Source organism: Paenibacillus sp. FSL K6-1217, assembly GCF_045040735.1.
GTDB lineage: Bacteria > Bacillota > Bacilli > Paenibacillales > Paenibacillaceae > Paenibacillus_AQ.
The window spans coordinates 3,962,955-3,983,221 of the sequence record NZ_CP150271.1 but is presented as its reverse complement, the minus strand read 5'-3'; the positions used below and the strand labels follow the sequence as shown (position 1 = coordinate 3,983,221).

11 protein-coding genes are annotated in these 20,267 nt (G+C 49.4%); all 11 read left to right on the top strand.

What is annotated here, in order from left to right; translation table 11 throughout:
- Window positions 1-251 precede the first annotated feature (251 nt).
- A complete protein-coding gene (locus MHH28_RS17465; RefSeq protein ID WP_405104327.1) occupies window positions 252-1,208 on the top strand; it encodes a nucleoside hydrolase in 957 nt (318 codons plus the stop codon).
- Window positions 1,209-1,211: 3 nt separating this feature from the next.
- Window positions 1,212-2,615 (top strand): ADP-ribosylglycohydrolase family protein, encoded by a 1,404-nt coding sequence (locus MHH28_RS17460; RefSeq protein ID WP_405104326.1) that lies wholly within the window; start codon window positions 1,212-1,214, stop codon window positions 2,613-2,615.
- 383 nt (window positions 2,616-2,998) lie between these two features.
- On the top strand, window positions 2,999-3,946 hold the full coding sequence (locus tag MHH28_RS17455; protein ID WP_405104325.1) for a hypothetical protein: 948 nt from the start codon (window positions 2,999-3,001) through the stop codon (window positions 3,944-3,946).
- 122 nt (window positions 3,947-4,068) lie between these two features.
- The gene (locus MHH28_RS17450; protein ID WP_405104324.1) at window positions 4,069-9,684 is read left to right on the top strand and encodes an RHS repeat domain-containing protein; all 5,616 of its coding nucleotides are present in this window, start codon (window positions 4,069-4,071) and stop codon (window positions 9,682-9,684) included.
- The gene (locus tag MHH28_RS17445) at window positions 9,684-10,241 is read left to right on the top strand and encodes a hypothetical protein (protein WP_405104323.1); all 558 of its coding nucleotides are present in this window, start codon (window positions 9,684-9,686) and stop codon (window positions 10,239-10,241) included. Before MHH28_RS17450 ends, MHH28_RS17445 begins: the two co-directional genes overlap by 1 nt.
- A gap of 962 nt (window positions 10,242-11,203) precedes the next feature.
- Window positions 11,204-12,745: a response regulator gene (locus MHH28_RS17440; protein ID WP_405104322.1), complete on the top strand. Its 1,542-nt coding sequence runs from the start codon at window positions 11,204-11,206 to the stop codon at window positions 12,743-12,745.
- A gap of 93 nt (window positions 12,746-12,838) precedes the next feature.
- Window positions 12,839-14,662 (top strand): sensor histidine kinase, encoded by a 1,824-nt coding sequence (locus MHH28_RS17435; protein ID WP_405104321.1) that lies wholly within the window; start codon window positions 12,839-12,841, stop codon window positions 14,660-14,662.
- 3 nt (window positions 14,663-14,665) lie between these two features.
- A complete protein-coding gene (locus MHH28_RS17430) occupies window positions 14,666-16,213 on the top strand; it encodes a response regulator (RefSeq protein ID WP_405104320.1) in 1,548 nt (515 codons plus the stop codon).
- Window positions 16,214-16,325: 112 nt separating this feature from the next.
- Window positions 16,326-18,023 carry a sugar ABC transporter substrate-binding protein gene (locus MHH28_RS17425; RefSeq protein ID WP_405104319.1) on the top strand — a complete coding sequence of 566 codons (1,698 nt, stop codon included), beginning with the start codon at window positions 16,326-16,328 and terminating at the stop codon, window positions 18,021-18,023.
- A gap of 90 nt (window positions 18,024-18,113) precedes the next feature.
- Window positions 18,114-19,088 carry an ABC transporter permease gene (locus MHH28_RS17420; protein ID WP_405104318.1) on the top strand — a complete coding sequence of 325 codons (975 nt, stop codon included), beginning with the start codon at window positions 18,114-18,116 and terminating at the stop codon, window positions 19,086-19,088.
- On the top strand, window positions 19,088-20,050 hold the full coding sequence (locus MHH28_RS17415) for a carbohydrate ABC transporter permease (protein WP_405104317.1): 963 nt from the start codon (window positions 19,088-19,090) through the stop codon (window positions 20,048-20,050). The genes MHH28_RS17420 and MHH28_RS17415 overlap by 1 nt, the downstream gene beginning before the upstream one ends.
- Window positions 20,051-20,267: the final 217 nt, after the last annotated feature.

Genomic DNA, 20,267 nt, shown 5'->3' with positions numbered 1-20,267 from the left:
AAGAAGCGGAGGGGAAATTTGGAACTGTAGGAGCGATAGCGTCCGCCTGAAAGCTTTCCGCAGGAAAGCTCGCTTCGGAAGCATCAGCAGTCACCGGATTTCTACCACGAAGAGCGGTTCAAAATCAAGAAATCTGGTGACAACAGCGGCCGGAAGTCCAAATGTTCACCGCAGCTTCGACCAAGCTTCAAGTTCAACTCTTAAGTGCGTCTTATCTAGCCATTCACAACTAATCAAAGGGAGCGACAACGATGCCAACACCTATCATCATTGACTGCGATCCGGGGCATGACGACGCGATTGCCATTCTGCTTGCGCTGGCACATCCGGGAGAGCTGGATATCCGGGGAATTACCACCGTTGGCGGCAACCAGATTCTGGATAAAATTACCGACAATGCGCTCAAGATTCTCAGCTTTGTAAATGCCGATATCCCAGTGGCCAAGGGAGCGGCAGCGCCGCTGCTGGGCAAGCTGGTTACCGGGGAGGAAGCCCACGGGGAGTCCGGGATGGACGGTCCGGCACTGCCAGCGAGCAAGTTCAAGCCCGTAGAGCAGGGCGCAGTGGAATTCATGCTGGAAATTATCCGCGCTTCGGAAGAGAAGATCACCCTGGTGCCTACCGCCCCGCTGACGAATATCGCCCTGCTGATTACCGCTTACCCGGAAGTGAAGGAGCGGATCGAGAAGATCTCGCTCATGGGCGGCGGACTGGCTTACGGCAATGTGACCCGGACAGCGGAGTTTAATATTTATGTAGACCCGGAGGCGGCGCGGATCGTTTTCGAATCCGGCATTCCGATTGTCATGAGCGGACTGGATGTGACGGATAAAGCGGCGATCTTCGAAGAGGAGATTCAGGAACTCAAGACGCGCGGCCCCGTGTCCGTCATGGTCGGCGAGCTGCTGGATTTCTATTCGATCTACGGGAAGAAAATGGGCTTTGTCGGCAATGCGCTGCATGACCCTTGCGCAATTGCCTGGCTGCTGCACCCGGAGCTGTTTGAATCCGAGCACCTGTATGTAACGGTAGAGACCGAAGGCAAGCTGACCCGCGGCATGACTGTAGCCGACCGCCGCAAGAAGCCGGATCAGCCTGCCAATACGGAGGTGCTGCTTGGTGTGGACCGCGAAGCGTTCATCAAGCTGCTGTTCGATTCGTTGGACCGGTTAGACCGGCAGCTGGAGTCACCAGCTGGAGAATCTTAGCAGATGGCGGGCTGGGAACGTCTGCTGGAGACGGTAAGATTCGAGCTGCAGCAGCGGATCGAGGAAGGCTGCCAGCCGGGCAGCCTGGCGGAGAAGCTGGATGCGGCCGGGAGCGATGAGGACAAGCTGATGGAGGTCTACCGGGAACTGATGGCACTTCCCGTGGATGCAAGCTTCCCTTACCAGGAGCCATCCGATCTGGAAGCGATCCGGCAGCTTCGTCCTGAGGGTCCGCGTAAGCTTGCGGTGGACTGGACGCCGGACCAGTGGAGAGACAGGTTCTACGGCGCCTGGCTCGGGCGGAGTGTAGGCTGCGCGCTGGGCAAGCCGCTGGAATATTGGGACTATCTGTACGGGAAGGATGGCCGGACCGGCTGGGAGAATATCGAGCTGTGGTTCCGCGGTGCGGATGCCTGGCCGATTACAGGCTATACCCCGGAGTTCTCCACGGCACGGGAGGAATACGGTCTGGGCCTAAGCGACTGGTCTTTCACCAGTACACGCGAGAAAATCAGCTACATGGAGAGCGATGATGATATCCGTTATACCGTGCTTGGCCTGATCCTGCTGGAGCAAAAAGGGCTGAATTGGGATTCCTGGGATATCGGCAAACTGTGGCACGGGCATCTGACCTATAGTCAGGTCTGTACGGCGGAGACGCAGAGCTATATGAACTTTGCTCAGGAGACCTCCCATCTGCACGGGGAGAAGCCGGCGGATTGGCCGCTGCGGCAGGAGCGGGTGCGTATGCATTTGAATCCGTACCGGGAATGGATCGGTGCGGCGATCCGCGCCGATGGTCTGGCCTATGGAGTGGCAGGGAATCCCGAGCTGGCTGCTGAGCTGGGCTGGCGGGATGCCTCCTTCTCGCATGTAAAGAACGGAATTTACGGTGAGATGTTCAATGCAGCGATGATCTCTGCGGCGTTCGCAGGTCTCAGCAACCAAGAGATTGTGCAGATCGGCCTTAGTGAGATTCCGCAGACGAGCAGACTGGCTAAGGATGTGCTGCGGGGCGTAGAGATTGCACAGCAGGCAAGCAGTGAGCGTGAACTGGTCAGCACTCTCTGGAACGAGTTCAGCCATTACGACCCGGTGCACACGAACAACAATGCTGCCATTGTGGCCGCCTCGCTGATCTACGGCGGCGATGACTTCGAGAAAGCGGTAGTCACCTCCGTATCAGCCGGAATGGATACCGACTGCAACGGGGCCACCGTCGGCTCCATTATGGGAGCGAAGCTGGGGGCTGCCAAGCTGCCGGTCAACTGGACCGCTCCGCTGAACGACTTACTGTATGCGGATCTGCCGGGCTTCCACCCGATCGCCATCTCTGAGGTCGCGGAGCGCAGCTATCAGGTGTTCCTGAAGCTGCGGGCGGAGCTGGGGGAAGAGCTACAGGGATAATACAGATACTAATTATATTTGAGCGCTTTTTTTATGAAGCCGCCTCGCACCGGATGTTTTCAAGGGAAAACATCTGGTGCGATTGGGTGGCTTTTTTGTTATTTTTTAGTAATCATTGGCTGCAATCTTGCCGTCATATCAGTAGTTTTTTGTTGATAGCTTCTGCCTAAATATATTTATTTCCAAATGTTGTTTTTTGTTGTATGATGCGAAAATAAAGCCTTTTATTAAAATATTATTAAATTCAGCTTAAAATTTGCTTAAAAATTAGGGGGAGAGTTTTTCATCGAAATGAGGTGGTTTGGAATTTGTATAAAACGGATTTGCTGTAAATGTAACAAGCATAGTTTAGAAGACTACTTCTTGTAATGGAGGCCTGTTAAATGCGAAATAAGTTGAGGATGTACATATTTACTTTATTAACAGTTTTATTGGGTATGGGTACTGCAAGTTCTATTGCAGAGGCTGTGAGTTTTAGCCCATCTGGTACATATATTTATGATGTCAACGGAAGAGTTGTTACTTTTATGTCGAAAGATGGCACAACTATTTCTTATCAGTATGATCGAAACGGCAATTTGCTCAAAAAGGTTCCTGTACAGATTCTCGGCTATATGGATTCTCCATCTACCACCGAAATAAGCTCCCCTTATGTGCATGTGAAAGGATGGTACCTTAGTGACAATGGAGTGGAGAGTATCAAAGTGTTCGTTAACAATGAATACAAAGGGATGGCGACTTACGGAGATAGCAGAGAAGATGTTTACAATGCATATCCGAAATTTAATAATCACAATTCAGGCTATCATTTCGATACCGTGCTTTCTAACATAACACAGTCATTTAATATTAAGGTTGTTATTAGGGACACACGTGGAGTCGAGACCTATTATGAAAAAACGGTTAATTACAAAAAATTGTCCCCAATAGGATACTTGGATTCACCGGTAGAAGGAGAAAGATTAGTTTTTTATGGAAGTGTACGTAATACGCATCCTGAGAATCAAATTACAATATCAGGCTGGTACTTGGATATGGCGCCTGTTAAAAGTATTTCTGTTTATATTAATAATTCGTTAAAATACTCAGGAATAATCAATCGTAATTCCAGATTGGATGTGTACAACGTCTACCCTCAATATGGTGATAAGAGTTCTGGCTTTCAGATCACTGTTCCTAAACCACCTGCTAGTTCAACTCGGTACTACGGAAAAACATTGGAATATACCCTCAAGGTGGTCGTTGAGAACATCCTGGGTGAGCAAACGATCTGGGTACGAAATTTTAAAATATTTTATGAAGATCCTACCGATCCGAGTACTTGGACTTAAATTATCGCTTTAAGAGGAACTTTTATTGGATCAATCTCCTTCTAATCGATACTTCGATATGACACCTTAAGATCTCTGCATAAGCAAATTTATTTTGATCTTATATGACAGGGGAGTTTATATTGAAATTAACAAAAAAGACCAAGCCATTCTTATCCATCCTTTTAACGGTTGCCATGTTATTATCAAGTGTACCCGTCATGAATGGAAGCGTTGCTGCTCAAGAAAAGGATCAAGGGCTAAACGTAAAAACGGCTTCCAACCTAGGAATGGCTCCTCGCCCAAGTACCTCTCCGATGCCAGACTCAGTTGAAGATTCTTCGAATTCCTCAAGTGTACCTGAACCCACACCTACACCTAAGCCTGAACAGGCAGAATATAGTGCCAAATCCGCTACTCGGGCAGAAATCCCTCCGCTAGAAGTGAATGCTTCAGTCGCTGAAGCAGTATATTCATCAGAAAATGAACCACAGTCGCCGCCTCTGCTGCTTGTTCTTAAAACACTAACGTTGGAGAAACAGGGACTTTTGTCCGTGCAATCCTTTTCCAGCAGACAGGCTCCTCAGCTCGGAGTTCAATCAGAAGGTTCTTCCCTCGATTTGAGCAATGAAGAGATTAAACAGCTTGCAGAATCGGGAGCTTCCAAGGAAGATATCTACTGGATCAACTTGTTACTCCAGGATACCCCGGAGCAGAATCCATTAGCATTGTTGAAACGGGCACAGCAGGGCAAGGAAAGCTGGGAAGAAATTCAGCATTCCCTGATCGCCAATCGTTCAGAGATGAACGGGAAGACGCCAGTGAGCGATTCTGTATATGAAGATAAAGCACTGTTCTCGTTGCTGCAACGCAGTACGGTCAGTTCAGCGGTCTATGGTGAGCAGCAACTTACAGACGAGAAAATGGCCAGGGCTGCTTCTGTAACCACCGCTTTTGATAGCTCGGTTGCCCGTGCTATCGATGGGATCAAGATGGCACAGATTAATCAGACCAATAAACCTCAATTTGAGGATAAGAGTACAACAAACGAAATTGTCGATCCGGTCTCGGGAGCATTAACCCTAAAACGGAATCTGATTCATCTGCCTGGAAGAGACGGGCTAGATTTGGATATCGGTTTAACATATAATTCCAGCTCTTTGTATGCCTTTGATTATAGGAATGATTATAATATGGGGGATGTCCTTGAAGGAGGCTATTTCCCGATCTTGGGCGTAGGCTGGTCCTTTCAATTCCCTTATTTACAGCGTGCCGGAGACGCCAATTACTATCATGACGGTAAAGGCAGTAGCTATCGGGTGTGGAATGTCGGGGATGAGCTCACTGAGGCCACCAATCTACAGAATTATAAAGGAAAAGATAAGCGTTTTGTGTATGACTACAATGGAATATTTAGTAATGGGAAGCAAAGTTCCTATGGCTATTTAGAGTATTTAGATCAAAAACGGGAGTATTTTTCAGCCGAGGGGGATTTAATTGGTATTGTAGACCGCTTTGGCAATACGCTGACGTTCAAATATGAGAATCGTACCAGCCTGCCCAAGGTGAAAAATGCCTCGTTAATTTCGTCCATCACAGACTCCTTAGGCCGTGAAGTACGATTCACGTATGAAGACAGCAATCTGGAGAAGTCCACTGCGTTTACAGGCGAAAAGATCTACATCCAGGTGTTTCAAGACCGGCAAGAGACGGAAAAGGTGACCCTGAATAAAGGACGCACCTATACATCGTTAAAAGCCTACAACTTTTATACCCCCTATTTATACTCCATTACAGATCAGAAGGGGGAAACCAGCTATCTAGAGTATGACTTTACCATTGCCAAATACAATCCTCATTCGTATTACGGCGGGTATCAGGACTTTAACCTGTTTGCATTATTGAAGAAAGTGAGCTATCCGCGGTCATCATCCAACTATCAATATAATTATGTCGTCCGGCATATCGGGTATTACCAAACCATGGAGGAATATCAGATATCGGAACGGAGTGATCAGACAGGGAGTACCCTCTATAACCAAGCGAAGTACACCTATGCCGGCAATTATTCAGGAACCCGCCTGGAGGATTACCCTGCGATTATCCAGGAGAGTAACCACTACAGCTCGACAAGGACAACACAAAGTTCAACGAATGAAAATGGAAAGCAAACCACCTACAATTTTGACGGTAAGGGCCGCCTTTTGTCTACGGACACTCGGGCTGCTAACGGACAAAGGATTGTAGAGAGTAACTCCGGGTTTCATCCATTATTCATCTATTCACCGACAAGAACGACATTATTTGAGTTTGGTGCTGGAGATAGTGAGGCCACGGCAAATCAACTGATCACCGAAACCAGCTATAATGACTGGGGCCAGGTAGTTTCACAAACCAGGCCGATGCCTGCCGATCAGTATAATAATGCAAATATACGACAGCATAACACCATCAGTTACACGTATGAACCGGCCTATCAGTTTGTAGCCTCTAAATCATGGTACCAGGATGAAAGTGATGCGGTTCCACTTACAGAGCGCTATACGTATACTGCGCAGGGACGTCCAGCAACGGTAACCAATGCTAAGAATGAGCAAACATCCTATACCTACGGATACACCGATGGACTAGGCAAGATTGAACAAGCAACAACAGAAACAAGAGTGGACAATCGTTTGGTGTCTAAATTAGTGGAACGGTATGGCAGCGAGAATAACTATGCGTATCCGACAGAACAACAACAATGGTTCAATATTGGCACCGCCGACGAAAAAGCTGTCACCACCAAAACGGTCTACAATAAGGGCAACGGCCAAGTGATTCGGAAAACCGAGGCCAACAACCAGACTGTCGCCTATGAATACGATGCTGCAGGGCGGTTGAAAAAAGAAACGTATCCGGAAATAACCAACGCCAAGAGCGAACGGGTTCAGAAAGTCGTAGATTACAATTACTACAATCAGTCTTCACCAAATTTCGATGCGACTAATGCAGGAACACAGGTATTAAAGGTCGATTCCATTACCACAGTCAACAACATCACCAGTGGCACGAGCATGAGAACCTATGCGAATGTACTGTACAACGGATTAGGTCTTGCCTTGCTGGAAGAGCATTATGATGAGAACGTAGGCAATTGGGTGTTTAACCAATATCATTATGACGATCAGGGACGTCCGATCTATTCTATCGATCCCGCTGGAAATACACTGACTGTCAGCTACGATGCTTGGGGCCGGCAGAACCGGGCGACGACGCCGAGTGGGGATGTGATGGTCAGCGATTATGATCTCAAATCACGCACGGCGACCAGTTATATTCAGGACCAGGCTACCGGCCAGTCCCTGAACTATGTCCAAGAGAGCTATGACCCTTGGGGGAATAAGCTATCTACTTCTACCTATAAAGACTGGCCGACGAAGCAGCAGCCCATCAGCGAATCCTATCGCTACAACATTGCCGGACAGGTGACGGGATACACCGATCCTAACCGTAATCTGAATGAGGATGGGGTGACCACCAGTTATCAGTACGATGCCTTAGGCCGGTTGACTGCCCTGAAGGATGCGTTGAATCAGATGACTCGCTATAGCTATGATGGGCATGGGCAATTGTCCCAAGTGACGATCCAGGCCAAAAACGGAACGCCCCAGGTGCTGAACAGTAAAACGTATAACGAACTGGGCCTGCTCAGTGTGAAGCAGGATGCAGCGTCCCAAAACGAAAGCTACACGTATAACAGCTATGGGCAGTTGGCCGCCAGAACCGACCGCAATGGCAGCAGCTTTACATACGCCTATGATGAAGCTGGTCAACTGAAGAAGAGCACAATACAAGGGAAGATCAACAGTGTAGCCCAAACGCTGGAGACCGTCATGATCACAGGGGATGGAAGTCCGCGGAAGCAGACGATCCAAACGCTGCTCAATCAAGGGGAGACGGCCTACCACTCGTTAACGAGGGATAGCTTGGGTCAAATGCGTTCGATCTATGGGCGCTCCGGAAGTCACTACGTGTCGATAAACAACCAATTGGATGCGCTGGGACGGATGAAGCAGATTAGTGATTATTACATGGGATTTTACACCAACTACTCGTACCAAAAGCAGCGGCTGACCCAGGTACAGACGAATGGGAGCGCAGCGGTGACTGGGGCTGCAGCAGCTAACGTGCAGTATACTTATTTCGGCAATGACCAGGTGCAGTCGATCACGTACCCGACCCTGACAGATGGCAGTACATTGAAGACGGATTATACGTATAACCTGGCACTGGGCTGGACGGAGCGGATGACCAACACTAAAGGGGGCTTCGCGCTCTCCGCCTACAGCTACAGCTATGACAACAATGGGAACCGGGTCGCTGCAAGTGAATCGCGAAACGAAAGCGTTGCTCAAACAACGAATTACACCTACGATGCGCTGAACCGTCTAATCTCCATCCGCCGCCCAGACGGTGGCCAAACGACGTATACGTATGATGTGCGGGGCAACCGGCTCACATTATCGGATACGAGCACCGTGAGTCTGGATTCTGTGGATACCAGCTACATGTATGATCTGCAGAATACTTTAACGAGTGTTACCAAAGGCGGCGCCAGCACCAGCTTCCAGTACTATGCCGACGGAATGCGGTCCATGAAGACCAAGGGCAATACCCAGACCCAGGTGAACTACGACTTCCAGGGCCAAGTGATCTCGGAAGAGAAAATTGTGGCCGGCGACTATGTTGAGCAGGCGAACTATGTTCGCGGCGATCGGGTATTAGTGAAGAAGGATAAAAAAGCGGCTAAGGATTATTACTACTTGTACAACGGCCATGGAGACGTGGTGCAGATTGTTGATACTAGCGGAACTGTCATGAACAACTACGCCTATGATGAGTGGGGAAACATCACTAGTCAGGAGGAGAAAACCTCTAATTCCTTCAAGTATACGGGGGAAGTCTATGATGAGGAAACGGGACTGTATTACCTTCGGGCCCGCTACTATGATCCGAGTATGGGGCGGTTTTTAAATGAGGATACGGTTGAGGGGCAGATTGATAATCCGCTAAGTTTGAATTTGTATACGTATGTGAGTAATAATCCTTTGATTTATACAGATCCATCGGGGCATGCAGCTAAAGCATATGATTTTGGGGGAGGTGGAGGCGGATTAATGGATGGTGCCGCCCCAAAAACTAGCTGGTATAAAGCACTAAATAATGCTACAAACCGTGCTGCAAACGCAGTGGATAACAAAGTGGGGGATTTCTGTAATTGGTTTGGATGTAATTCTTTTATTGATGGACTAGTTGGATTGGGACCAGAGTTTGCTTGGGCTCTTGAAATTAGAGCAGCCTCTGGTGCTAGTAAATCGGTTAGCACGGGAGCTTATTTCTCAGAGTATGTAGGAAAAGCGGGAGCTTTTGGTAAAATAGAAGGAAAGTCAATCATAGTTTCACAAAAAGGATTAAATATAGTTAAAACACATCTTGCTAACTTTGACGATTTTGATGGGAATAAAATGATGTTACAAAGATTAGAAAAGGCTCTAGCGAACGGAGATAAATTAACCGGTGCAGATGCTAGCTTTTACTTACATGAGGTTGCTGAATCGACAATGATGGCAGCAGGAATGGATTATAAAGCTGCTCATGAGGCTGCTTTTGCAAAGTATAGTGTATCAGAGTTTACTGTCTACCATCCTGAAGTAGTAGAAGCATTATCACAGTGGTTTAACAGTAGTTGGAAAGAATTTTGGGGGTTGAATAAATAATGCAAATTAAATTGGATGATTTAGGTAAATATAGAAGTGGAAGAGTTTGGGTGGATGAGTTTCCAATTGCCCCGTATCCATCAAGAGGAAAAAAGATGGAAGTCTTTGCTTCAAACACATTAGGTGTAGCTCCATGTTCAATTACTGCTGAACTTATCATAGCCGCTCGAATGGTAAGTAACTATGCATTTGTTGGACTTTCCTATTATCCATCAGTTCAAGATAATTTAGAGGTGGAAGTTGAAATAGGTTACGAAAAAGGTGACATTATTCATGAAGTAATTGCCATGCAACCCGAAGTAGTAAGACTTGGGATACCCGAGGAATATGTAGATGCTATGTTAAGAGAAATAAGAGATTTATCTGAAGATATGACTACTGAGGTACCATCTGGCAAGATATATATATGCATAGGGGCTCATGGATCTGTAGGTTCAAGTTCAGTGAGCTTTAGAAAAGCCATACAAGTTCTTATTAAGCTTTTAACACTAAAAGATCGGACTGTATCTATTATGAAAGAAACGATTGTTAATGTTTTAGATAGCGAAAAAGGATAAATAAAGGATGGAAGTCCGCGGAAACAGACGTCCGAAAGCTGCTCACTCAGGCGGAGGCAGCCTAACTGACGTTAACGAGTGATAGCTTAGACAAACGCTTCCGAATCTATGTGTACTCAGAAATCCACTCCTTATCAACCGAAAAAATGTAAGGTTTTGGAATGGTGATACTAACGGAACAATTTCCCGATAAAGTAGAAATTTGGACGAATGAAGGAATTAGCTAATATCCTAAAGGAAGGATGTCTATGGCGAGGTTACAATGTAAATGTGGTGTAACTTTATCGAATTCTTTATCCCCTAATGATGTTGAACTAAGAGTGTATACAGATAAAGACTGGGACGACATTATAAATCTGGGAGATTTAAGCGACCCAGTAACTATACCAACTCCCAAATATGAAGTTTGGAGATGTGCGAATTGTGAAAGAATTTATGTATTTGATGGAGATACAGTAATAAAAAGATTCGTGTTAGAAACTGAGTAATCGGTTTGTACCCTACGAATCGATCCACAGTACCTGCCTGATCAATATTCTAGTGCACGATAAGTTTAAGTGCTGAAAAGAACAGGGAAGACCACAGCCATACGACAATAGCTGTGGCCTTCCCTGTTTGTACTGAATAAATGTAGACAAGAAGAACTGAAGAAATGGAACAAAAAGCAAAAATAAGCGGAGGGGAAATTTGGAGCTGTAGGAGCGGTAGCGACCGCCTTTGTATTTGGATTTCTACCGCTAGGAGCGGTTCCCATAAGGAAATCCAAATACAACAGCGGCCGGAAGTCCAAATGTTCACCGCAGCAACGACCATGCATCGAGTTCAAATCTGAAGTGCATCTGATATAGATATGGGTCAGATATCCGCTCAAGTTAACATTCACAGGATTGAACTTGTATGTTAGCATTACTTGTAATTCATTTGTTTACCAAATTTGGATGACCAAGATAGGAGCGGAGCTCATGCTGAAAGTCATGATTGTGGACGATGAACCTTGGGTTCTGGAAGGACTCAGGACTATGGTGGACTGGGAGAAATCCGGATTCGAGGTATGCGCCGAAGCGCTTAGCGCGGGGGAGGCCCTGCGGCTGATCCGGGAGCACAGGCCGGATCTGCTGCTGACGGATATCAATCTTCCGGTGATGAGCGGTCTGGAGCTGATTGCGGCGGTGAAGGAAGCGGTGGACCCGCCGCCCCGGTTCGTGATCCTGAGCGGGTATGATGACTTCAACTATGCCCGGACCGCGCTGCGCCATAAGGTGGACGGCTATCTGCTGAAGCCGGTGGATGATGAGGAGATCGAGGAGCTGCTGGGGAAAATCAGTGCTATTATCCAAAATGAAACCGCTTCCAGATTAGAGGGGCAGAAGAAGCAGAACATCCTAATACATAATCTGCTCAGCCGTTGCCTCCAAGGGGATTGGAGTGAGGAACTGGAAAGCGCGGCCTGCGGCCTGCTGGGACTACAACCTGATACGGAGCTGCAGTGCATTCTGGCCGCTGCCATTTCAGGCACGGTGGGCTTGAACGAAGGCGATACCGAAGGCTTCCCGGATCACCTCGGCTATGTGTTCCAGGACCCGGCCGGAAGGGCCGGGCTCCTGGTCCGCTCAGCCGGACTGTCCACGGAAGCGCTGGAGGCAGCAGCCGCTCAGGTGCAGAAGGTGCAGTCAGAGAAGCTGGGGGTACCGGTGGCTGTAATGATCAGCGGCCGGGGAACCGGTCTGCGTTCCCTTCAGGAGCTGTACACCCAGACCCTGGAGGTCTGGGGGCTTAAATACCGGAAGGAGCGGGGCGGGATTTTCTACTACAACGATCTGCGGCCGGCCGGGCTGTCTCCCGAATTCGTGAGCGGGCACTTCACGCGTGTGCTGGATGAGGTTAAGGAAGGCGAACCTGAGCGAATCCGGGCCGCTGTCAGGGAGGCCTTCGCCGCCATGACCTCCAAGCGGGTGAATATCGATGCCGCCCAGGCCGAGGTTGCTCATCTGGAGATGACCTTTTGCCGAAGCATTACCGAGATGCAGGGAGACCCCGACCGGATCATGTGTGCGATGCACAAGGAGTACGGTAACCTGGGCGGACTCACCGACTATTACAAGCTCAGCCTGTATGTGGATCGGCTCTGCCTGGAGACAGCGGCGTATCTCACCGAGCTGCGGGCCCATAACGAGGGGAACACCATCTATAATGTGATTCAATACGTTGATCTGGAATTCCGCAGCAAGCTGCAGCTCCAGGATCTTGCCAGGCAGTTTCATATGAATTCGGCCTATCTGGGCCAGCTGTTCCGCAAGGAGACGGGGCGCAGCTTCAGCGATTATCTGAATGACAAGCGGATCGAAGCGGCCAAGAGCCTGCTCAAGCGTACCCAGCTCAAGATATCGGATATCGCGGTGCAGGTTGGCTTTTCCAATACCGATTATTTCATCGACAAGTTCAAGGGCAAGGTGGGTTCATCGCCTTCGGTGTATAAGAATGCCCACAAGAATAAACAGCTCTAAAATAACCCCACAAAGGGGGGCTGTGGCTTCGAAGGTTACTCAGGTACTGTGCGGGGACCCCGAAATCTTAAGAAAGCCGGGTGTGTGTGAGGGATGGCGACAAAACGGTTTAAATTCGGCACGATCGTCAATGATATTCCGCTTAGCTACAAGTTCTATCTCATCTACATTGTGGGTGTGCTTCTGCCGATCATGGTGCTCAATCTTGTGTTTCTGGAGCGGATCACGGATCTCATCAAATCGAGGGAGCAGCAGAATCTGGAGATCTCCATGGAGCGGGCGCGGAAGGATATCCATGATTTTATTGAAGGGGGGGTCTCTGTCGGCTATACGCTGGCTGCGGATAAGAACCTGTACGAGATGCTGGACCGGACCTATACGGACTCTATCGAGTTCTACAGCATGTTCAACGAACAGCTGAGAGACCGGATGAACAGCTATATGCCTGTCAACAACCAACTGGAACGAATCAGTATATTCACGAACAACCAGACGGTTGTATCCGGGGGCAATTACCAGGTGATGAACGATAAAGTCTGGTTCAGCGACTGGTACCGGCAGGCCAAGAAAGCCACCACCCAGGTGTATGTTGCCGCTTACCGGATCATGGAGAACAAGAACCTGGCCTCCTCCACCCCTACGCTCAGCATTATCGAGACCATGGACAATTACCGTAATCTGAACAACTATGAGAAGGTGCTGCGGATCGATCTGGACCTTAGTGAGATCTATGACATTATCGTCCGGGAACGGGATTACCTGAGCCTCTATCTGATCAATGGGGAGAACAAGATTGTGATGTCCGCGGACAGCGGATATCAGCACATTACGGATGATCCCTATCCGGTATTCGATCAGTGGGGCGACAGCCAGGACGAGAGTGAGGGGGTGCGGGTAATGGCTGTAGGCACGGCGAATTATCTCAAAGGCTGGCGGATTGTCGGAATTACGCAGGGCGAGCGGATCTCCCAGGCGATTCTCGATATCCGGCTGTATGCGGCGGGACTGGCGACAACGCTCACCGTGTTGACCAGCGGATTCATATACATCATGCTGCGCTCCTATAACTACCGGGTGAAACGCCTGTCCCGGCATATGCAGAAGGTGACGAACGAGAAGTTCGAGCTGATTGCCATTGATGAGGGCCGGGATGAGATCGGCGGACTGATCCGCAACTTTAACCGCATGACCTCCAGAATCCACTCCCTGATCAACGATGTGTACAAGCTGGAGATCCAGAGCAAGAACCTGGAGATGGAGCGCGTCAGGGCGGAGCTGAATTTCCTGCAGAGCCAGATGAACCCCCACTTCCTGTTCAATACGCTGAATGCGATTCTGGTGGTCTGCACGAAGAACAAGTATAACGATGTCACCGATATTGTGAAAAGCTTGTCGAAGCTGCTGCGCAGACTGCTGAGCTGGAAGGAGGATCTGGTGTCGGTGCGCGAGGAGATCGCATTTATCGACATGTATCTGAGGATTGAGAAATTCAGGTTCAGGGATAAATTCGACTACACCTTCGAGATTGACGAGCAGTCCCTGGATTATAAAATTCCGAAGCTGAGCATGCAGCCGCTGGTGGAGAATTCCTGCAAGCATGGCCTGCAGACGATTGAGGGGCTGGGGGTGATCAAGGTGGCTGCGGCCGTGCTGGATAACAGGCTGCAGATTACAGTATCCGACAACGGTAAAGGCATGGAACCCGAGAAGCTGAAGGAGCTGATGTTCGCGGTCCGCAAGGAGGATTACTCCGGGACCAACATCGGTATCCGCAATGTATACCGCAGGCTGGAGCTGAATTACGCGGATCAGGTGCGCTTCGAGATATCCAGTACGCCGGATCAGGGAACCGTAGTGACCTTTGGCATTCCCCTGAAGCTTCTTGAGAAGAATTATTCCCTGGAAAGAGAGGTATAGACCATGAAATATAAAGTATTGTTAATCGACGACGAGCCGAGCGCTCTTGAAGGTATGGAGATGTGGATCGATTGGCAGGAGCTGGGCTTCGAGCTGTGCGGAACCTGCGGCAACGGCCGGGAAGGACTGAAGCTGATGAAGCAGCTGCAGCCGGATCTGGTCATTACCGATATTCATATGCCGCTGATGAACGGGCTGGAGATGATCGGGGAGTGGCGGCAGGAGGAGACAGATTCGATTAAGTTCGTCATTCTGAGCGGCTACAGCGAGTTTGAATATGCCCGCACGGCAATCAGCTACGGAATCAACCACTATCTGCTGAAGCCGGTCTTCCCGGAGGAGGCTACCGAGGAGCTGCGGGAGATCCGCCTGGAGCTGGAGCAGGAGGCGAACCGCAGAAGAATCCATGAGACCGCTTCCGGGGAAGAGGCGGCAACCTTAATCAAGGGGCTGTTGTATGGAAAAAAGGGAGATCCCGAGCTGATGGAATGGCTGGAGACGCTGCCCGGCTTCCGGGAGAGTGCTTCCTGGAATGTCTGCCTGATCCAGACGCTCCCGGAGTTGTATACAGAGGTGCGGAGCCGTACAGTCTCCCTGCTGGCCGGGTACAAGGCATTGGTGACGACCGATCTGGAAGCGGGATTGCTCGGAATTGTGTATGGAGTGCCCGCAGGCAGCGGGGAAGACGGCGGAATAGCGGAAGCGCTGGATACGCTGCTGCGTGAATATGGGGGAGGGAATGTTCATATCGCCCTGGGAACCCCGGAGGACTCCTTGCTGTCCATCGAGGACAGCTATAACCGGGCCCAAGAGACCTTGCTGCATTTCTTTTACGAGCCGGACCGGGCTGGGGTTCTGGCTTACGACGGGGTGCAGGACAAGCCCTTCAGCTATCACTATGACCACATCGGGCTGATGGATGCCCTGCTGGACTGCGTGAATCTTCTGGACGCGGATGGCTACCGCAAGGCGCTTGCGGCTGCTGCCCGCAGCTTCCGGGAACAGCAGGTAGCGCCGGAGGTGGTGCGCAAATTCGTTATCCACCTTATGTACCGGATATTCGCACTCGCGCCCGGGGCAGAATCCGCAGGTGAGGGGAGCGGGGCAGCCTCCGGCCTTGAGGTTTCAGAGATTCAGCAGGCCATGACCCCGCTTAGCGGGCTGCTCAGCCGCTTGTTGTCCTGCGGCGGGAAGGCCATCGATCTGCTGGTGCAGGAGCAGAATTCTAAGTCGCATGGGATTGTCCGGGAGATCAACCAATACATCGGGGAGCATTATCAGGAGAGCCTGAGCATTCAGAAGCTGGCCGAGATCTTCTTCCTGCACCCTGTATACCTGGGCCAATTATTGATTAAGAAGAACGGAATGACCTTCAACGAGCAGCTGCATCATCTGCGGATTCAGGCGGCAGCTGAGCTCCTGCGCGGGAGCAGGCTGAAGCTCTCAGAGATTGCCGAACGTGTGGGTTATGCCAATTACGGGCAGTTTCTGAAACGGTTCGAGAAGGAGATGCACATGGGTCCGAACGAGTACCGCCATGCCAAGTTCTAAACTTTTCGGGGGTATATCTTTAGTTCGGTCGTATTTTAGCGGACAGTTCACCTCTATAATTTATTTGTGTAAGTGCTTACAAATTAAAGACAATACACTATGGAGGTGCTTTATGGGGGGCAAGTCGAAAGTGTCGTTTAAGTATTCCCTGGTTGCGCTATTAACCCTTAGCTTCGCACTGTCAGGCTGCGGCGGGGGCAACAACAATGCGGCCACTACCGGCGCAGCAAAAGAGACCGCTGCTACGGACTCAGCTTCAGCTAACAAGGGAGGAAAGATTGAACCGTTCAAAGTCAGTGCATTTATCGGTGTAGCCGGACAACAGCCGACACCGGACAACAAGATCTACAAGAAGATTAAAGAGGAGACCGGAGCCAGCTTCGATATGGAATTCCTGGCAGGAGACATTAACCAGAAGCTGGGCGTTATGATAGCCGGACAGGATTATCCGGACCTTATGACAGGGAGCACCAAGCTCACAGCAGCAGGGGCTTATATCCCGCTGGAAGACCTGATTGAAAAGCATGCACCAAATTTGAAAGCGCATTATGCAGAATACTGGAACATGATGAAGGACCCGAACGACGGGCATATCTATATCCTGCCTAACTACGGCGTATACAACGGTAAGGTCAACAGTTCTTGGTATTCGGGGCCTGCCTTCTGGATTCAAAAAGCAGTGCTGAAGGAATTCAATTATCCGAAGGTGAAGACGCTGGATCAGTACTTTGACCTGATCGAGCAATATAAAGCCAAGTATCCGAAAATTGACGGCAGCCCGACCATCGGGTTCGAAATTCTGAACTATGACTGGAAGAACTGGGGGCTGTTCAACGCTCCGCAGCATCTGATCGGACATCCGAATGATGGCGGCGTAGTTGTGAAGGACGGCGTGGCAGAGGTTTTTGCGAACAAGGATTATGCCAAGAAGTACTATCAGAAGCTGAATGAGATGAATGAGAAGGGAATTATCGACAAAGAGACCTTCGTGCAGAACTACGACCAGTACATGGCGAAGCTGTCCAGCGGCACCGTTCTGGGGATGTTCGACCAGCACTGGAACTTCAACGCTGCTGAGGATTCTCTGACGACCCAGAATAAAATCGAACGCACGTATGTAGGTCTTCCGCTGGTATACGACGAGTCGACCAAAGATCACTACCGTGATCTGGCGGTGCTTAACCTGAACAACGGCTTCGGCATCAGTATTAATGCCAAAGATCCGGTGAAGATTATCAAGCTGCTCGACACCCTGATGGATGAGAAGTGGCAGAAGCTGTTCTCCTGGGGTGTGGAAGGCGAGGATTATATCGTTGAGAACGGCAGATTCATGAGAACCCAGAAGCAGCGTGATGATGCAGCCGATGCTACATGGCAGCTGGCCAACAAGGCCAAATCACTGTTTGAGTATCTGCCCAAAACAGAAGGAAGCTACAGCGACGGAAACTCCACGGATGCCGCTGCGCAGCCGGAAGAATACAAAGCAGGCCTGAAGCCGTACGATAAAGAAGTTCTGGATGCCTATGGCTTCAACTCCTATGTGGACTTCTTCAGTGATCCGCCGCCGAACCCGGTCTATTACCCTGCCTGGTCCATCGACCTGATCGAAGGCTCGGATGCCAAAATTGCCAGCACCAAGCTAAATGAGCTGCAGACCAAGTTCCTGCCGAAAGCCATTCTTGCCAAGCCGGCCGAATTCGATTCCGTATGGATGGATTATACGGAACAGATCGAGAAAGCCAATGTGAAGGCTTACGAAGACAAGATCAATGAGCAGATTAAGTGGAGAATTGAGAACTGGAGTAAATAACGTAAGATCTGGTACCGGGTTGGAGAAGGTGGAAGGCCGGGTGACGGCCTTCCGCCTTCCATTAATTTGATGGAGTAGGAGACAACGAATATGGATGAGACCCTAGAAATAGATACTGTCGTCCGGCGTCCGAAGAAGAATAAGAAGAAAAAACAGCCGATTACCTGGCGCGTGATTAAGAACCAAAACCAGCTGATCTGGATGTCCGTGCCTCTAATGCTCTATATTATCCTTTTTGCTTACGTTCCTGTGTGGGGCTGGACCATGGCGTTCCAGAACTACAGACCGGCCAAGTCCTTCGGCGAGCAGGAATGGGTGGGGCTGAAGCAGTTCAAGTTTTTGTTCACCGATGATAACTTCATTCGTGTCCTGCGCAATACGCTGGCTATGGGGGTTATCAATCTGATCCTCGGCTTCGTGACAGCCATCGTGCTGGCGCTGCTGCTCAATGAGATTAAGAAAGTATTCTGGAAAAGAACCGTGCAGACGATCTCCTATCTGCCCCATTTCCTGTCATGGATTATCGTTACCGGTATTGTGGCCACCTCGCTGTCCATCAATGACGGGATTGTAAATATCGTCCTGATGAAGCTGCATCTGATTAAAGAGCCGATTTTGTGGCTCAGTGAAGGAAAGTATTTCTGGGGAATTGTAGGGGCTTCACATGTGTGGAAGGAAGTGGGCTGGAATACCATTATTTATCTGGCAGCCATCGCTTCCATTGACCCTGCCCTGTATGAAGCCGCCGAGATTGACGGGGCGAACCGTTACAAGAAGATGATGCATGTAACCCTGCCTGGCATCAAGGCGACCATTGTTATTCTGATGATTATGTCCATTGGACATGTGCTGGAAGCAGGCTTTGAAGTGCAGTACCTGCTCGGCAACGGACTGGTAGTAGACTGGGCCGAGACGATAGATATTTTCGTGCTTAAATACGGACTTGCACAAGGGAATTATTCACTCGCAACCGCTGGCGGTATATTCAAAACGGTGGTCAGCGTGACATTGCTGCTTATGGCTAACGGGATATCCAAGCGGCTTGGGGAAGAGAGGTTGTTATAATGGCGGATAACCGGCAGATTAGCCCTGGGCGTCAAGCAGGCTTTACAGTGAAAAAGAATCTGGGCACCGGCAGACTTGAACCGTTTTTGTTCACTTCCTTCAATACGGTCTTCATGGTCTGTCTGGTGGTTGTGACTTTATATCCATTCATTAATACGATTGCTGTTTCGTTCAATCAAGGCAATGATACGATCCGCGGCGGCATTTACTTGTGGCCAAGACAATGGACCGTTCAGAATTACAAGGCGATCTTTGCCACTGGAACGATTTTTGATGCTTTCCTGATCTCAGTGGCACGTACTGTAGTTTCTACATTGCTTAACATTTTTCTGACTACCATGCTGGCGTATACCTTAAGCCGCAGGGAGTATGTATTCCGTAAGTTTATTACTGTAGTCTTCGTGCTGACGATGTATTTCAGCGCAGGATTGATCCCGAACTACTTCCTGATTAAGGACCTGGGCCTGCTGAACAGCTTCTGGGTCTATGTTATTCCATCGATGATCAGCGCGTTCAATATGATCGTCATCCGCACCTATATCGGCACAATCCCGGAGAGTCTGATGGAATCAGCCAGAATTGACGGCGCCGGGGATTTCAAAATCTTCATGCGGGTGGTCTTCCCGCTCTGTAAGCCGGTGCTGGCGACCATTGCACTGTTCGTGGCGGTCGGAGCCTGGAACGCCTGGTTCGACGCTTTTATCTACACCTCTTCCAAGCAGCATCTGAGTACACTGCAATATGAGCTGATGAAGCTGCTGTCTTCAACAATGAACTCCAATGGTAACCCTACCGTAACCAACGGGGTGGGGATGGATCAGGATTCAGCCCGGGCGATGGTCACGCCAATCTCCATCCGGGCCGCCATCACGGTGGTCGCTTCCGTACCGATACTGCTGGTATATCCGTTCATGCAGAAGTATTTCGTAGTGGGCCTCAATGTCGGCAGTGTGAAAGAATAAGTGTTCAGAGCTTATAATCTTGTCTATGTAAAATATAAAAACGGGTGCAGTCCTGTCAGGGGCCGCACCCGTTTTTGTGCTGTCTTATCTAGTGAAGTGGAATAATCCCATACGGTCCCGAGCATCCTTATAATGCTCTGCACTTCCCTAGACTTCGCAATCATTTTGAAAAAAGTGATGACACAGCGAAAGAAATACCTTATTATTTAAAGAGATT

What these genes read in the sequence shown, in the direction of transcription:
- MHH28_RS17460 (WP_405104326.1), top strand. Translation starts at nt 1,212, where the DNA reads ATGGCGGGCTGGGAACGTCTGCTGGAGACGGTAAGATTCGAGCTGCAG.
- MHH28_RS17415 (WP_405104317.1), top strand. Translation starts at nt 19,088, where the DNA reads ATGGCGGATAACCGGCAGATTAGCCCTGGGCGTCAAGCAGGCTTTACA.
- MHH28_RS17425 (WP_405104319.1), top strand. Translation starts at nt 16,326, where the DNA reads ATGGGGGGCAAGTCGAAAGTGTCGTTTAAGTATTCCCTGGTTGCGCTA.
- MHH28_RS17440 (WP_405104322.1), top strand. Translation starts at nt 11,204, where the DNA reads ATGCTGAAAGTCATGATTGTGGACGATGAACCTTGGGTTCTGGAAGGA.
- MHH28_RS17455 (WP_405104325.1), top strand. Translation starts at nt 2,999, where the DNA reads ATGCGAAATAAGTTGAGGATGTACATATTTACTTTATTAACAGTTTTA.
- MHH28_RS17430 (WP_405104320.1), top strand. Translation starts at nt 14,666, where the DNA reads ATGAAATATAAAGTATTGTTAATCGACGACGAGCCGAGCGCTCTTGAA.
- MHH28_RS17445 (WP_405104323.1), top strand. Translation starts at nt 9,684, where the DNA reads ATGCAAATTAAATTGGATGATTTAGGTAAATATAGAAGTGGAAGAGTT.
- MHH28_RS17465 (WP_405104327.1), top strand. Translation starts at nt 252, where the DNA reads ATGCCAACACCTATCATCATTGACTGCGATCCGGGGCATGACGACGCG.
- MHH28_RS17420 (WP_405104318.1), top strand. Translation starts at nt 18,114, where the DNA reads ATGGATGAGACCCTAGAAATAGATACTGTCGTCCGGCGTCCGAAGAAG.
- MHH28_RS17435 (WP_405104321.1), top strand. Translation starts at nt 12,839, where the DNA reads ATGGCGACAAAACGGTTTAAATTCGGCACGATCGTCAATGATATTCCG.